Annotated in this window: 13 protein-coding genes and 1 pseudogene; 13 read left to right on the top strand and 1 reads right to left on the bottom strand. The window is 48.6% G+C overall.

Features of this window, described 5'->3' with window-relative positions; all coding sequences use genetic code 11:
- Positions 1–105 precede the first annotated feature (105 nt).
- The 11 genes and pseudogenes from ACR0QT_RS04655 to ACR0QT_RS04605 all read left to right on the top strand — a co-directional run bounded on the left by ACR0QT_RS04655 (position 106) and on the right by ACR0QT_RS04605 (position 14,642).
- Positions 106–1,221 carry a hypothetical protein gene (locus ACR0QT_RS04655; RefSeq protein ID WP_432629713.1) on the top strand — a complete coding sequence of 372 codons (1,116 nt, stop codon included), beginning with the start codon at positions 106–108 and terminating at the stop codon, positions 1,219–1,221.
- Positions 1,222–1,726: 505 nt separating this feature from the next.
- Positions 1,727–2,230 (top strand): spore protease YyaC, encoded by a 504-nt coding sequence (yyaC, locus tag ACR0QT_RS04650; RefSeq protein ID WP_432629783.1) that lies wholly within the window; start codon positions 1,727–1,729, stop codon positions 2,228–2,230.
- A gap of 198 nt (positions 2,231–2,428) precedes the next feature.
- Positions 2,429–3,937 carry a LysM peptidoglycan-binding domain-containing protein gene (locus tag ACR0QT_RS04645; RefSeq protein ID WP_432629712.1) on the top strand — a complete coding sequence of 503 codons (1,509 nt, stop codon included), beginning with the start codon at positions 2,429–2,431 and terminating at the stop codon, positions 3,935–3,937.
- A gap of 351 nt (positions 3,938–4,288) precedes the next feature.
- Complete coding sequence (locus ACR0QT_RS04640; RefSeq protein ID WP_432629711.1) at positions 4,289–5,566, top strand: DUF5711 family protein; 1,278 nt, start codon at positions 4,289–4,291, stop codon at positions 5,564–5,566.
- A gap of 35 nt (positions 5,567–5,601) precedes the next feature.
- The gene (tkt, locus tag ACR0QT_RS04635; protein ID WP_432629710.1) at positions 5,602–7,593 is read left to right on the top strand and encodes a transketolase; all 1,992 of its coding nucleotides are present in this window, start codon (positions 5,602–5,604) and stop codon (positions 7,591–7,593) included.
- A 579-nt stretch (positions 7,594–8,172) separates the two neighbouring features.
- Positions 8,173–9,120 carry an ROK family glucokinase gene (locus tag ACR0QT_RS04630; protein ID WP_432629709.1) on the top strand — a complete coding sequence of 316 codons (948 nt, stop codon included), beginning with the start codon at positions 8,173–8,175 and terminating at the stop codon, positions 9,118–9,120.
- Between the two features lie 320 nt (positions 9,121–9,440).
- On the top strand, positions 9,441–11,117 hold the full coding sequence (locus tag ACR0QT_RS04625) for a putative manganese-dependent inorganic diphosphatase (protein WP_432629708.1): 1,677 nt from the start codon (positions 9,441–9,443) through the stop codon (positions 11,115–11,117).
- Between the two features lie 77 nt (positions 11,118–11,194).
- Positions 11,195–11,800: pseudogene (locus ACR0QT_RS04620) on the top strand (flavin reductase family protein); the annotation flags it as partial.
- A gap of 228 nt (positions 11,801–12,028) precedes the next feature.
- On the top strand, positions 12,029–12,523 hold the full coding sequence (locus tag ACR0QT_RS04615) for a shikimate kinase (RefSeq protein WP_432629782.1): 495 nt from the start codon (positions 12,029–12,031) through the stop codon (positions 12,521–12,523).
- Positions 12,524–12,555: 32 nt separating this feature from the next.
- Positions 12,556–13,803 carry a GNAT family N-acetyltransferase gene (locus ACR0QT_RS04610; protein WP_432629707.1) on the top strand — a complete coding sequence of 416 codons (1,248 nt, stop codon included), beginning with the start codon at positions 12,556–12,558 and terminating at the stop codon, positions 13,801–13,803.
- 89 nt (positions 13,804–13,892) lie between these two features.
- On the top strand, positions 13,893–14,642 hold the full coding sequence (locus tag ACR0QT_RS04605; RefSeq protein WP_432629706.1) for an NAD-dependent protein deacylase: 750 nt from the start codon (positions 13,893–13,895) through the stop codon (positions 14,640–14,642).
- On the opposite strand, the gene ACR0QT_RS04600 is transcribed toward ACR0QT_RS04605, so the two are convergent.
- A complete protein-coding gene (locus ACR0QT_RS04600) occupies positions 14,625–14,771 on the bottom strand; it encodes a hypothetical protein (RefSeq protein ID WP_432629705.1) in 147 nt (48 codons plus the stop codon). The genes ACR0QT_RS04605 and ACR0QT_RS04600 overlap by 18 nt on opposite strands.
- A 45-nt stretch (positions 14,772–14,816) precedes the next feature.
- Between ACR0QT_RS04600 and ACR0QT_RS04595 the strand changes: the two genes are divergently transcribed.
- Together ACR0QT_RS04595 and ACR0QT_RS04590 are read left to right on the top strand one after the other, a co-directional pair.
- Entirely contained in the window at positions 14,817–15,818 is a 1,002-nt protein-coding gene (locus ACR0QT_RS04595) for an aldo/keto reductase (RefSeq protein WP_432629704.1), read from the top strand.
- A gap of 99 nt (positions 15,819–15,917) precedes the next feature.
- Positions 15,918–16,133 carry a DUF951 domain-containing protein gene (locus tag ACR0QT_RS04590; RefSeq protein ID WP_432629703.1) on the top strand — a complete coding sequence of 72 codons (216 nt, stop codon included), beginning with the start codon at positions 15,918–15,920 and terminating at the stop codon, positions 16,131–16,133.
- Positions 16,134–16,237 lie beyond the last annotated feature (104 nt).

The raw sequence follows: 16,237 nt of genomic DNA, 5'->3' as shown, positions 1-16,237 counted from the left end.
TGACAGTGATATACATGATATAGATAATACAGACGATACAGGTAATTCAAATGATGAAGTAGACACAGTGATGGTAGCAAATTACAGCGAGGAGGAATGGACAGAATGGCACAGACGGGGAAGGAATGCGTGGAATTTCTGGAAAATGCCAGAAATGCGGTGGAAGCATTGGCTGTTGTGGAAGACAGAGAAAAACAGCTGATTCAGGATGAGGGAAAAAAGAAAAAACTTCTGGAGATGGAGCGCAAACAGGTTGCAGAGCTGGTCACACAGACAATCAAAAAGCGCAGGGACGAGATTGATTCCAGCTATGATACAGAGATTGGAAAAGCGCAGGAACAGCTCAAAAAAGCCAGAGCCAGACGGGAGAAGGCAAAAAATCAGGGTGTGAAGGAGAGAATTGCCGAGGAGACGTTTGAACTACATTCACACAACAAGGAATTGAGACTGAGAATGAAGACTGTTTTCCGACAGAATCATGTGCCGGGATTTTGCAAAAGCCGTCTGTACTACTCACTGTTTTTCCCGAGATGGATAAAAGAATTTCTGACTTTGCTTTTGTTTGTGGCAGTTTTGTTTGTAGCACTTCCGTGCGGAATTTATCTTTTGATTCCGAATCACAGAACGATTTACCTTGCAGGAATCTATGCCCTGGATGTCCTGATTTTTGGAGGAATGTATGTCGGACTGAGCAACCATACAAAGATGCGCTATATGGCACCTCTCAAGGAGGGACGCCAGATCCTCGATGAGATCCATGCGAACGACAGAAAAATCCGCGTGATCACTTCCACGATCCGGAAAGACCGGAATGAGGCCTTCTATGATCTGGAAAAATATGACGATGAGATTGCGAGAATCCAGCAGGAACTCAGCGATGTGGCTTTGAAAAAGAAAGATGCGCTGAACACGTTTGAGAATGTGACAAAGACGATTCTTCAGGATGAGATTGAGCATAACCATGAGGCTGACCTCATGCGTCTTGAGGATGAGTATGAGGCGGTTCGCAGTCAACTCAAGGAGACCTCGACGGAGGTGAAGGAGAGACGGTTGGATCTGGCAGATCATTACAGCACCTATCTCGGAAGAGAGTTTCTCGATCCGTTCAAGATTCAGGATTTGAAGGGGATAATTGAGAGTGGGGAGGCCTTCAACATCAGCGAGGCGATTGAGGTTTACCGGACAAAAGCAAAACAGAAAACAGAGCTGGCGACCAAATAAGCGAATAAAGGAATAAAGTAAGAAAATAAGAACTAGGAATAAATGAAGGAATGGCGATCACAGATGCATGTTATACATGTCAGATGTGGTCGCTTTTTTATATGATAGGAAATTGCGTCCTATCATATAAAAAACGCTCCGCGAGGGTGCGCACTCGGCGCAGGGGAAGATGGTTGCCGAAGCAACCGCGCCTCGGCGCGAGAATGTGCCAAGGCACATTCTTTTTCATGATAGAAAATTGCGTCCTATCATATAAAAAACGCTCCGCGAGAAGCGCACTCCCCTATACATAATTTCCAAATTCCCCGTCTATACTAACAAAAAATGGCACAGGCGGAAAATGATGAAATTATTGAAGAAAAAATCAGAAAAGGAAGTAGAGGCACAGGCGGGGATGACGCAGATGGGGCAGGCACAGCAGGCAGAGCGCAAAATCGGGAACCGATATGGAATTTATTATTTTGACTCGAGACAGAGAGAAGATGTCCGCTACTGTGCAGGACTGATGTGTGCGATGATCGGGGAACTTCTGAGCACGAGGAAGCGAAATGGGGTTGTCTTTCTGTGCATCGGGACGGATCGCTCGACCGGGGACAGTCTCGGACCTCTGATCGGCTACAAATTGTCATCGGGAAATGTGCGAAGACTTCAGGTTGTCGGAACGCTCGAGCGACCTGTTCACGCGATGAATCTCGAGCAGTATGTCCGGATGATTCACCAACGTTATCCGCGCAGTGTGATCGTTGCTGTGGATGCCTCCGTCGGGAGCATGGAGCATGTCGGCTGTGTGACACTCGGGCGTGGCTCACTCCGACCGGGACTTGGAGTGGCGAAGGAATTACAGGCGGTCGGGGATATTTTTCTGACTGGCATTGTGGGTGGATATGGAAATCGCGATCCGCTGATGCTCCAGAGCGTTCGACTTTCGCTCGTCATGCAGATGGCGGATTACATCTGTGAGTCAGCATTTCTTGTCGAACAGTTCCTCGAAAATCGCACCTGGATTTGACAAATTCTTTGCTTTTCCCGTGATATACTCTGCTGTGATCAGACATCCGGACAGGCTAAGGTTAGAAACTTGTAACCTTGTAACTTTATAACTTTGTAGCCTGTTCAGATGGCAGAGTGTGTGCCCACTAAAAAAGAAATTAAATACATCTGGGGCACACTCACGGAGAAAGAAATGGCAGGATGGTGAGAGTAGATTATGGGAGAATGTTATAATCCATACCCGAAGTTGCCGAAAAATATCCGGCAGATCGGAGAGCGGGACCCGGTTTTAAAACTTTATGTGGAAGACTATGTAAATACATATTTGAAGCGCCTCTATCCGACCGGCGGGCAGGATCTGCGGGTCGGACTTTTGCTGGGAGAAAACAGGGAGGAGGACGGTGTCCCGTACCTGTTTGTGGACGGGGCGCTCGAGATGGAGGGCGCTTCCATCGGAGGAGAAAAAGTAGAATTTTCAGAGGAACTCTGGAAAAAGGCATATCGGGATATGGAGCAGATGTTTCCGAGAAGGATCGTACTTGGTTGGTTTCTCTGCGGTGCTCCCGGAGCCATGCTCAGCCCGCTCAACTATTGGAAACAGCACGGGACGTATTTTTCCGGAAAGAATCAGCTGATGTATGTCAACAGCGGACTTGAGGGGGAGGAGGCGGTGTATACCGCCTCGGAGGATGGATTTTATAAACTGCGTGGATACAATATTTACTACGAAAAAAATCAGATGATGCAGGACTACATGGTTTCTCGAAAGGATGCAAGGCGGATCGAGAGCCAGACGAGGGATGGAGTGATCCGCGACTTCCGCAAAAAGATGGAAGAAAACCAGGTCAAGGCGGGAAAGCGAAAAAGTCTGACCGGAACGCTTGGCACAGCCTGTGGCATTCTCTCCCTCGTCGTGCTCGCGGGCGGTGTCGTCATGGTGAACAATTACCACAAGATGCAACAGATGGAGGCGGTGATTGCGTCCGTAGTGCCTGAGGGCAGTGCAGGCGACTGGACGAGGATTCTGAAAGAAAAGACCGGACAGGCAGTCGCTCAGCGAGATGGGGGTACAGCGGATGAGGTGGAGATCGAGCATGTGCCGGGCGAAGTCTATCCGACACTTGCAGAGATTCAACTCGGAGACGCAGGAGACAATTCTGCGAATTCATTGAATTCATCAAATTCGTCAAATTCGTCGAGCTCGTCAGGAAGTGCAGGAAGGGATGAATCTTCGGGAATGAGCGGGACGGACGGCGCAGAGGGAAGCGGACAGAGCGCAAACGGAGAGCAGATGGGAGAGCATGAGAGTGCGGTGAGTGCAGGAGTCGGTGCGTCTGGAAGTGGTACAGGCTCGCAGGCGGAGTCATCGAGCTTTTCTGCGTCAAGTGCGTCGGGTTCCTCAAGTGAATCAGACTCCTCAGATCCCTCAGGTCCACAAAACAGCGCAAATAACTCAAGTGCGCAGAACTCGTCGGCCTCATCGGATTCGCAATCACAGCAATCGCAACAATCACAGCAATCTCAGCAGGTAACCATTCAGGTATCCATTCCGTCGAATGCGATTTCCCACGTCGTACAGACCGGAGAGACCCTGTATGGGATCTGCATGGAGCGGTATCACAGCCTTGCAAATCTGGAGACAATCTGTGCGTGGAATCAGCTTGGAGATGGAAGTCATCTCTCTGTGGGGCAGAAGATTTATCTCCCACCGGAAAACAATCCGTAAACTCTTTGACCCGTATCTCAAAATGAGATATACTAGAGCGTGTTTCAAAATGTACTTCTGCATAAATGTACTTCTGCATAAATCTCTCAACATCTCTCAAAATTGCAGAGTACCACGCCTAGACCAACGGAATCAGACATGGTAATTGATATCTGAGAGAGAAATGCAGAGATCAAATGCAGAGATCAAATGCGGAGATCAGATGCAGAGATCAAATGCAAAGATCAGATGCGGAGATCATTTTCGGAACCAGAAATTAATAATGAATACGAGAAAAGAGATGTGAATCTGTCCGAGTAGAAATCTTATCTGGATAAATCTGACAGAATCATATTTGGGAGACAAGAAATCATGAGTGATATGAGCTCCATGAGCAGAGAAAGCAAGAAACAGAAACTGCGACAGAGGGTGATTTCAGCGGGAGCTCCGATCCCACCAGAGTTGCGTTCCGAACTCAACCCGGATGGGGAAGAGGCAGCAGTACAGGCATACAAGAAAGCGCGAAGACGCAAGCTGATCCTTCTTGTCGCTCTGCTGGCAGTGATAGGTGGAGCAGGAGGCGGGCTTTATTATTACCAGAGAAATTATCAGTATGTCAGCTTTGAGACGGCGTGGCAGACCGATATGAATGAGGGAAGTCTGGTCGGATACGAGAGTTTTGGGAATAATGTGCTCAAGTACACAAAGGATGGCGCATCCTATCTGGACAATCATGGAAAGACGGTCTGGACGGAGAGCTATGAGATGAAGAATCCGATTGTCACAAAGCAGGGCGACTATGCCGCGATTGCAGACCGGCAGGGAAACAAGATCTATATTTTCGGTTCAACCGGAAAAGTCGGGGAGGCATCGACAGTGCTTCCGATCAGCAAGGTGACGATCTCGGGAACGGGAATTGTTGCAGTGGTTGTCGAGGACTCGACCGCGAGCTACGTCATGTTTTATGACCGCGATGGAAGTTCTCTTCAGGTCGGAATCAAGACGATCATTTCGGGAGATGGATATGTGCTCGGGGAGGCACTCTCGGAGGATGGTACACAGTTAATGTGTTCCGTTGTGTATATCAAGAACGGAGAGCTGAAAAACCGCGTGGTATTTTATGATTTTTCCGAGGTTGGAAAAAATGTTCCGGATCGAATTGTCGGAGGATTTGACGATCCGTTTGACGGGACGATTGTTCCGAGAGTCTTTTATATGAACAACTCCTACTCCTGCGCGATTTCGGGAAAGGGGCTGACCTTCTTCTCCACGGAAAATATCGCATCCCCGGCGCTTGTGGCTCAGATTCCGGTGGAGTCAGAGATTCAGAGCGTCTGCTACAACAAGGAATATGTGGCGATGGTTTTAAAGAATCCTTCGGGAGAATATACAAGCAGTCTTCAGGTTTACAGAAAAGACGGAAGCCATATGTTTACGAAAGATTTTACCTATGAGTATACCCACCTTGATATTGACGATGATTTGATTATTCTGTATAATGAGAATTCATGTGAGATCTTTAATATGGCGGGGGTTCAGAAGCTGTATGCCACATTTGATTTTACGGTTTCAAAGATACGAAAAGGAAGATTTCCGAACACTCTTGTAGTGTCGGGACCGCAACAGATGCGGGAGATCAAGTTAAGGTAACAAAAATACACAACCACCCCAAAGGAGGATTACCAATGAGTACGATTGATACGTTGTCAGTTAATGCGATCCGTGTGTTATCAGCAGACGCGATCCAGAAAGCAAATTCCGGTCATCCGGGACTTCCGCTTGGATGCGCTCCGGCTGCCTATGAGCTGTGGATGAACCACATGAACCACAATCCGGCAGACCCGAAGTGGGCAAACCGCGACCGCTTCATTCTTTCTGGAGGACACGGCTCGATGTTGCTGTATTCTCTGCTTCACCTGTTTGGATACGGGGATCTGTCTAAGGAGGATCTGATGAATTTCCGTCAGCTCGGCTCCAAGACCGCAGGTCATCCGGAGTACGGTCACACCGTAGGCGTTGAGGCTACGACCGGACCGCTCGGAGCAGGTATGGGAATGGCAGTCGGCATGGCGATTGCAGAGGCACATCTTGCAGAGGTATTTAACAAAGAAAATTATCCGGTAGTGGATCACTACACCTTTGTTCTCGGCGGAGACGGATGCATGATGGAGGGCATTTCCTCTGAGGCATTCTCACTCGCAGGAACACTCGGACTTGGAAAACTGATCGTACTCTATGACTCCAACCAGATTTCTATCGAGGGAAGCACCGACATTGCGTTTACCGAGAATGTACAGGGACGTATGGAAGCATTCGGATTCCAGACTCTGACCGTGGAAGACGGAAATGATCTGACCGCAATCGGAAATGCAATCGAGGAGGCAAAGGCAGATTTAAGCAGACCGTCCTTCATCACGATCAAGACGCAGATCGGATACGGATGTCCGGCAAAGCAGGGCAAGGCAAGTGCTCACGGTGAGCCTCTGGGCGTGGACAACGTGGCAGAGCTGAGAAAATTCCTTGAGTGGCCGTGCGAGGAGCCGTTTGAGGTACCGAAGGAAGTTTACGAGAACTTCAGCAGAGTTGGCGAGGCAAAGGCTGAGGTTGAGGCAGCATGGAAGGTGATGTTCGCTGCATACTGCGAGGAGTATCCGGAGATGGAAGAACTCTGGAACAAGTACTTTGGCGGAAAAGAGGAGATCAAGAAGGCACTCTGGGAGGATGAGAGCTTCTGGGCACAGACCGAGAAGCCGGAGGCAACCCGTAGCCTTTCCGGAAAGGTCATCAATCGCCTGAAAGATCTGATGCCGAACCTGATGGGTGGATCTGCCGATCTGGCACCGTCAAACAAGACCTATATGAACGGCGAGGGTGATTTCTCGAAGGAGAACCGTGCAGGTCGCAACATGCACTTCGGTGTCCGCGAGCTTGCAATGACCGCAATCGGAAACGGAATGATGCTTCACGGTGGTCTTCAGTCCTATGTGGCAACCTTCTTCGTATTCAGCGATTACACGAAGCCGATGGCACGTCTGTCTGCTCTGATGAAGACTCCGCTGACCTTCGTATTCACGCACGACAGCATCGGTGTCGGTGAGGATGGTCCGACCCATGAGCCGATCGAACAGCTTGCCATGTTCCGCGCAATGCCGAACTTCCATGTATTCCGTCCGTGTGATGCGGTGGAGACTGCATCTGCATGGTACAGCGCAGTGACCTCCGAGACAACCCCAACCGCTCTCGTTCTGACGAGACAGAACCTGACCCCGATGGCAGGAAGCAGTCGTGAGGCGCTCAAGGGTGCGTATGTACTCGATGACTGTGAGGGCACTCCGGAGCTGATCCTGATGGCTTCCGGTTCTGAGGTGGAGCTGGCTGTGAAGGCGAAGGAAGTTCTGAGCGCAGAGGGCAAGAAAGTCCGCGTTGTATCCATGCCGTGTATGGATCTGTTCGAGGAGCAGAGCGAGGAGTACAAGGAGTCCGTTCTTCCGAAGGCAGTTCGCAAGCGTGTCGCAATCGAGGCACTCAGCGACTTCGGATGGGGACGTTATGTAGGTCTTGATGGCGCATATGTGACGATGACCGGATTCGGAGCAAGTGGCCCGGCAAAACAGCTGTTTGAGCACTTTGGCTTCACGGTTGAGAACGTTGTGGAGACTGCACGCAAGCTCGGCTAATTTTATCGAATCAGATTTTGAGATCGAGTTTTTGAGATTGAGTTTTTAAAATGAAATTTTTAAGATTTTTAAGATTGTTAAAATTGAGTTTTTTAAACGGATTCTGAAATAACGATTGCATTTTTGAGCGTAAATAAAAATGAGAGACCGTCTGGATGGAGAGACTCTGTCCGGGCGGTTTTTCGTTTCATGAGAAATTTATTTTCTGTCTGTGCAAGACGTGAACTGTAACAGAAACTGAGGTTACTGTTCAGAGGTAGGCACTTTTGGAACCGAAAGTGCCGTAAGATAGCGTGGTGGTAGCGGAAATTTGCCGTATTTAAATGCGAAGCCACGGCAAATTCCGTTACTGGGCACGTGCGCGTGAACAGTAACGAACTGAGAATTCCAGCGTTCGGGTATGCGATTTTATACTTGCAATCAGAGTAGCTTTCTTTTATAATCAAGCCGAGAAGACTTGTGATGTTTGACACATGGTTTACAGAAAAATGAAAGAATCTTGCTGTTTCTGGTTGCAAAACGGGGAAGCAGAAATGCTGTTTTGGGATCTGAACATGGAGAAGGAGAGGGAGTAAGGACATGGAGAAGAAAAAGTGTATTGGAGTCGATATTGGTGGAACTTCTGTGAAGCTGGGACTGTTTGAGACAGACGGAACTCTGATTTTCAAGTGGGAAGTTCCGACTCGAAAGGAAGAAGGGGGACGCTACATTCTTGAGGATGTGGCAGAGTCCATTCGTCATGTCCTGATTGAGAGGGAGATCCGTACAGATGAGATCGCCGGTGCAGGAATGGGAGTACCGGGACCGGTTATGCCAGACGGTTATGTTGAGGTCTGTGTGAATCTCGGATGGCGTGATTTAAACCCGCAGAAGGTGCTCAGTGACCTCCTCGGAGGAATTCCGGTTAAGAGCGGAAACGATGCAAATGTGGCAGCCCTCGGCGAGATGTGGCAGGGCGGTGGTATGGGATACACCGACATCGTCATGGTAACACTCGGAACGGGTGTCGGCGGTGGCGTCATCATCGATGAGAAGATCATTGCGGGCAAGCACGGTCTTGCAGGTGAGATCGGTCATATCCATGTTCGCGATGAGGAGACGGAACACTGCAACTGTGGCGGTGTGGGCTGTCTTGAGCAGGTTGCAAGTGCGACAGGAATCGCGAGAGAGGCACGCAGAAAGATGGCAAGCACGGACACTCCATCTGCTCTGCGCAAATTTGGCAACGATGTGACGGCAAAAGATGTCCTCGATGAGGCAAAGAACGGGGATGCGCTGGCACTTGAGGTTGTGGAGACAGTTGGACGTTATCTCGGACTTGTTCTCGCACAGCTGGCAATGACTGTGGACCCACAGATGTTCGTCATCGGTGGTGGAGTATCCAAGGCAGGTCAGTTCCTGATCGATGTCATCGATAAATATTATCGCCATTTCACTCCGATTTCAGAGAATAAGGCAGTGATTGGTCTTGCAAAACTCGGAAACGATGCCGGAATCTACGGAGCAGCTAGATTGGTTCTGGACTAAAAAAGCAAAAGAATGGAAAACGAGAGTCCGGCTTGCCGGGCTCTTGTGTTAGAATGATGGAAACTTCCCAGAAATTTTCCAGAAACTTCCCAGAAAATGAGGAGACCCCGGCGGATTCTCATCCGACCGGGGCAATTATGAAAAATCTATGTGCAATTTGATGGTTAAATCAAGTTACATCCAATGTTTTCTATGTATTTAGTATATGGAACAATTATGAATAAAATATGAACACAATGTAAACAGATTGTGAAAACAAGACAATTTTAATGAGCGAAAACAAGAAAAATTGTGAAATATGCAAAAACAAGGAGGAGATTATGCTGGACGAAAAAAAGCGAAAGACGATCGTAATTGGACATAAGAACCCGGATACAGATTCGATCTGTTCTGCGATCTGCTATGCAAAGATGAAACAGAAGCTGACCGGTATGGAGTATGAGCCTTGCCGTGCCGGACATGTAAATGCGGAGACACAGTTTGTGCTGGACTACTTCGGTATCGAGCCTCCGCGCCTTGTGGAGAATGTCAAGACGCAGGTCAAGGATATTGAGATCCGCAGAACGCAGGGCGTAGACCGGAACATTTCCCTGAAGAAGGCGTGGAATCTGATGCAGGATGAGAATGTTGTCACCCTGCCGGCAGTCAGTGAGGGCGGTGTCCTCGAAGGTCTGATCACGGTCGGAGATATCGCGAAATCCTACATGAGCATTTACGATAACGATGTTCTCTCTAAGGCAAAGACCCAGTACAAAAATATTCTCGAGACTCTTGAGGGAACGATGGTAGTCGGAGATGAGAATGATTACTTCGATCAGGGAAATGTTCTGATTGCTGCTGCAAACCCGGATTTGATGGAGTATTACATCAAGCCTCATGACCTCGTCATCCTCGGAAACCGTTACGAGTCTCAGCTGTGTGCGATTGAGATGGAGGCAGCCTGTATCATCGTGTGTGAGGGCGCAGGTGTCTCGATGACGATTCGCAAGCTCGCACAGGAGCGCGGTTGTGCTGTGATTACGACGGCTTACGATACTTACACGGCAACTCGTCTCGTCAACCAGAGTATGCCGATCAGTTACTTCATGAAGACCGAGAACCTGATCACATTTGAGGATACCGATTACATCGACGAGATCAAGGAAGTGATGACGAGCAAGCGTCACCGCGATTTCCCGATCCTTGACAAGAATGGAAAGTACAAGGGAATGATCTCTCGCCGAAATCTTCTCGGTGCAAGAGGAAAGCGCATCATTCTCGTCGACCACAATGAGCGTGCTCAGGCGGTGAACGGCGTGGAGAATGCGGATATTCTTGAGATCATCGACCACCACAAGCTCGGAACGGTGGAGACGATCTCCCCGGTATTTTTCCGCAACCAGCCTCTCGGATGTACGGCGACGATCATTTACCAGATGTACAATGAGAACAATTTGGAGATCGACCGCGAGACCGCAGGACTTCTGTGCAGTGCGATCATTTCCGATACGCTTCTGTTCCGCTCCCCGACCTGTACGGAGACCGATCGCGTGGCAGGACTTGCGCTTGCGTGTGCAGCGGGAATCGACATTGACAAATATGCAGGTGATATGTTTGCGGCAGGAAGCAATCTCAAGGGCAAGAGTGAGCAGGAGATCTTTTATCAGGATTTCAAGCGCTTTTCCGCAGGAAAGGTATCCTTTGGTGTTGGCCAGATCAGCTCGCTGAATGCGGATGAGCTTGAACAGCTGAAAGCCCGTCTTGCTCCGTACATGGTAAAGGTACAGCAGGAACATGGTCTTGACATGCTCTTCTTCATGCTGACGAACATTTTGACGCAATCGACAGAGCTTCTGTGCCAGGGTTCCGGAGCAGAATCGATGATTCTGAAAGCCTTCCATATGGAACAGCAGGAGCCGGAGCATCTGGATGCAAAGGAGTGTGCAGTGACACTTCCGGGCGTCGTTTCGAGAAAGAAACAGCTGATTCCGGCGATCATGATTGCATGTGAGGCGTAAAAGGTTATAATAGATAGTAATAGATAAAAAGTATAAAGATAGATAGAAAGATAGAAAGAGAGAATCAGGAGGATCATATGGGAAGACAGTACTGGCGGGGAGGAAATATGCTTTATCCGGTTCCGGCTGTGATGGTCAGTTGCATGAGACCGGGAGAACGCCCGAATATTATTACGGTGGCGTGGGCAGGAACCGTATGTTCCGCTCCGGCGATGCTTTCCATCTCTGTGAGAAAGGAACGCTACTCCCACAGCATCATTGAGGAGACCGGAGAATTTGCCGTGAATCTGGTAAACAGAGAGTTGACATTTGCGACGGATTACTGCGGAGTGCGTTCTGGGCGCGATGTGGACAAGTTTCAGGAGATGAAGCTGACGGAATATCCGTCTAAGTATATCAAGGCTCCCGGAATCGCGGAGAGTCCTCTGATTCTGGAGTGCAAAGTTAAACAGCAGATTCCGCTCGGAACCCACGATATGTTTTTGGCTGAGGTGGTCGGCGTTTCCGTGGATGAGCGCTACATGGATGAGAAGGGGACGTTTCATTTAAACGATGCGAAGCTGACCGCATATTCTCACGGAACGTATTTTGAGCTTGGAGAGGCGCTTGGAACCTTCGGATTTTCGGTGCGCAAGGACAAGAACAAAGATAAGAACAAAAATAAGAATAAAGATAAAAACAAAGATAAAAACAAAGACAAAAACAAAGACAAAAACAGGGACGAAAACAGAGAACAAAATAAAGACAAGAATAAAGACAAAAACAGAGACAAAAACAGAGACAAGAACAGAAACGGGAACGGAAACGACAGAAAAACGCATTCGGAGAAGTCTGGGAAAACGGTGCAGACTGCGAAAAAGCGTGCAGACAGGAGGAAAAATTAAGTGAAGTCAAATATTACTCTGATTGGAATGCCGGCATCAGGAAAAAGTACGGTTGGTGTTCTTCTTGCAAAACGGCTTGGATATTCCTTTGTGGATGCGGATATTGTCATTCAGGAGAAGACGGGAAAACTGCTCAAGGAGATCATTGCAGAGCAGGGAACGGACGGATTCTTGAAGGTTGAGGAAGAAGTCAACAGCGAGCTGAATGTACAGCGTTCTGTGATTGCTCCGGGAGGAAGCGTGATCTACGGACCGAAGGCGATGGAACACTTAAAGGAGATCAGTGTGGTCGTTTACCTGAAACTGTCCTACGAGGATGTGAAGATGCGTCTCGGAGATCTGAAAGACCGCGGAGTCGCACTCAAGGATGGAATGACGCTCAAGGATCTCTATGATGAGAGAATCCCGCTCTACGAGAAGTATGCGGACATCACGATCGATGAGACCGGAAAGAATGCAGGTGTGATTGTGGATGAGCTCAGAGCGATGATGGAAGATGAGAAAGTATCTGAGAGTATCTGACAGCGAGAGGTGCGTAGAAAAGAGGAAGAACAATGCCGGAATATTTAGATGATGCACAGAAACAGGAGACAAGAGAACTGTGGGAAGGCATCTTTTCGGAGGATTCTCGTTCTTTTGTGGATTATTATTACAGGGAGAAAATGAAGGACAATCGGGTGCTCGCAATTCGCGAGGACGGTGTTTTGCAGGCGATGCTTCACCAGAATCCCTATCTGCTTGCAGTCGGAAAATGGCGGTGGAGAGTCGACTACCTTGTGGGAGTCGCCACCCGACCGGAAAAACGCCATCAGGGATATATGACGCGCCTTCTGACAGCGATGATGGCAGAGATGAGGGCGGAGAAGATGCCGTTCTGTTTTCTGATGCCGGCGAGCGAGGCGATTTACCTGCCGTTTGGATTTACCTTTATTTTTCGTCAGCCAAAATGGAGACTTCGCAGTTCGGACTCTCTTTCAGAGGGATTTGCGAGAAAGCAGGTTCTCGGCAGAGGAGATCTCGGCGGTGGAGAGGACTACAATCGCCCCGGAAAGAGCGGGTATTTGGGAGAGCTTGCGAGATGGATGAATCAGTGGCTGTCCGCCCGTTATCAGGTCTATGCGGTGCGTGATGAAGCCTATCTCAAACGTCTTTTTCTGGAACTTGCGTCAGAGAATGGAACGTTTGACGTTTTGATGGATCGACATGGGATCGCAGGGATGCAGGCATTCTGGGGGCTTGAGGAAGTCGAACAGCGGTTGTTGTACGGCAAAGAACCGTATGTGGAGGAAGAAAAAGACTCCGAGGAACCGGCGATCATGGCGAGAATCATCACACCGGAAGTGTTTGTGAAAGCAGTTCATCTGAAAAACGGGGTGCGGGAGGACGAGAGAGTGATTCGCCTCTATCTCGAAGATACGCTGATTTCGGAAAATGATGGGCTGTGGATCTGGCATTTGAATCACGAGATGTCCTGGATGGAACGCGCAAAAGTGTGTATAACCGAAGCATCGGATGATTGTGGAAAACTCGATGAAAAACAGCTTGTGGAAAAGTGCGGAAAATCAGGGCAGTGCAAAACATCTGGGGACGAGGGTGGTGCAAAGTCCGTGGAAATTTCCGGTGAGACCATTTGCCAGCGTAAACATGAGGCTGAACCTGAAACTGGGTGCGAGTGGGATCTGCGCATAAATATTTCGGACTTCACCTCATGGCTGTTTGGATATTCGGTTCCGGCAGTTGTCGGTGAGTGGGACAAGGTTGTGGAACCGCTGAGAGGCGTTTTTCTGGACGAAGTGGTTTGATGTTGATGTCTGTGAAATATGAAAAATATGAGTAACGAGGGAACTTGACGGCGAACAGAAATCAGATCGGAAAGGGAGGTTCTGTTGTTATGGGAGAGAAGAGAGAAGATCCGAATCTGGATGAGCAGATTGCGTGTCTGAAAAAGTGGATTGACGAGAGCGATAACATTGTGTTTTTCGGTGGGGCGGGGGTCTCGACGGAGAGTGGAATCCCGGATTTCAGAAGTGTTGACGGACTGTACAATCAACAGTATGATTATCCGCCGGAGACGATCATCAGCCACAGTTTTTATCAGAGAAACCCGAAAGAGTTTTACCGCTTTTATAAGAACAAGATGCTCTTTCCATCTGCAAAGCCGAACCCGGCGCATTTGGCGCTTGCGAAGTTGGAGCAGGAGGGCAAGCTGAAGGCGGTCATCACGCAGAATATCGATGGGCTTCATCAGCTCGCCGGGAGCAAGGAAGTGCTTGAACTTCACGGCTCTGTTCACCGGAATTTCTGTACGCGGTGTGGAAAATTCTATACCTTGAATGACATTCTTGCGATGGACGGGGTTCCGCACTGTGACTGTGGGGGAATCATCAAGCCGGATGTTGTGCTCTACGAGGAGGGACTTGACCAGCAGACGTTGAAGAAGGCGGTCTACTATATTTCTCAGGCGGATGTTCTGATTATCGGGGGAACGTCGCTGACGGTTTATCCGGCAGCGGGACTCATCGACTACTATCGCGGAAAGAAACTGGTTCTGATCAACCGCGATGTGACGCCGATGGACAGCAAGGCAGATCTTATTGTCAGCGGAAAGATCGGGGAGATTTTTTCAAAGCTGGAAGGATAAGAGGTGCGATGAGATCAGATTTAAGATCTGATTTAAGATCTGATTTAAGATCTGATTTAAGATCAGATTCAAGATCAGATTCAAGATCAGATTCAAGATCAGATTCAAGATCGGATCAGATCTCAGCAAGATTTTAGCAGATCTTAAAATAAAAGAATAAGGGGGTCTGGCAAAATGCAGACATATCAGGCAGACGAGAAGCGTTACGACAAGATGGAGTACAAGAGATGTGGAAAGAGTGGAATTTTGCTTCCACGGCTCTCTCTTGGACTGTGGCAGAATTTTGGACTTGAGAAAACTCTGGACGAGCAGAAGGAGATTATTTTCCATGCCTTTGATCTGGGGATCACTCATTTTGATCTGGCAAACAACTATGGTCATCCGGCGAGAGGTCTTGCGGAGGAGAATTTTGGAAAGATCCTGCATGAAAACATGGAGGCTTACCGAGAGCAGATGCTGATTTCCACAAAGGCAGGATATGATTTCTGGCCGGGCCCGTATGGAAACTGGGGATCTCGCAAGTATCTGATGTCGAGTCTGGATGCGAGTCTGAAGAGAATGAAGTTGGACTATGTGGATATTTTCTATCATCACCGTCCAGACCCGGAGACTCCGATTGAGGAGACGATGGGGGCACTGTCTGATATGGTTCGCCAGGGAAAGGCACTCTATGTCGGTATTTCCAATTACAATGCACAGCAGGCGCAGGAAGCGATTCAGATTTTGAAGGAGAATAAGACCCCGTGTCTGATCTGTCAGCCTCGCTACAACATGTTTGAGCGTTGGGTTGAGGATGGACTTTTGAACGTCTTGGATCGCGGAGGAGTCGGCTGTATCGCATACAGCACGCTTGCACAGGGTGCACTGACGAACAAATATCTGCACGGAATTCCGGAGGGATCCCGCGCTTCCCGTGAGGGAACAAGTATTGGCGGAAGATATCTGTCGGAGAGCAAGTTGGAGAAGATTCGCAAACTCAATGAGATTGCAGAAAATCGCGGTCAGAGTCTGGCGCAGATGGCGATTGCCTGGGTAATGCGCCGTCCGGAGGTGACAAGTGTGCTGATCGGAGCGAGCCGTACCTCACAGCTGGATGACAATGTTGCAGTCCTCACCCATCGTGATTTCACCCAGGATGAACTCGACGCGATTGATGCCATTCTCGCAGAAAAGTAGAGTAGGAAAACAAGAATTTGAGAAAAACGTGACGGTGACGGTGCAGAACAGTTACGAAAAAATGAGTTAAAGATAAATAAAAGACAGGATAGACGAAACATGGATCAGAAATGGAATTTTGAAGTTGGAGATGTTGTGAAATTAAAAAAACCGCATCCATGCGGAAGTCAGGAATGGGAGATATTGCGAGTTGGCGCAGATTTTCGTCTGAAATGCATGGGATGCGGACATCAGATTATGGTGGAGCGAAAACTGGTGGAGAAAAATGCCAGAGCGCTGAAAAAGGCTGGAAACGAAGAAAAGAAAGACGACTAGAGAAGAAACTAGGCAAAGAAGAAAAAAAGAAAAAGCCAGAGTAAAAATCAAATAAAACAGGTGGCATTGTTAACTAAAAATAAATTATTGGTTGACAATACCGC

It is taken from the genome of Brotaphodocola sp. (assembly GCF_050873365.1).
GTDB lineage: Bacteria > Bacillota > Clostridia > Lachnospirales > Lachnospiraceae > Brotaphodocola.
Note: the sequence above shows the minus strand (reverse complement) of the source record. Positions and strands in the feature narration are given on the sequence as shown.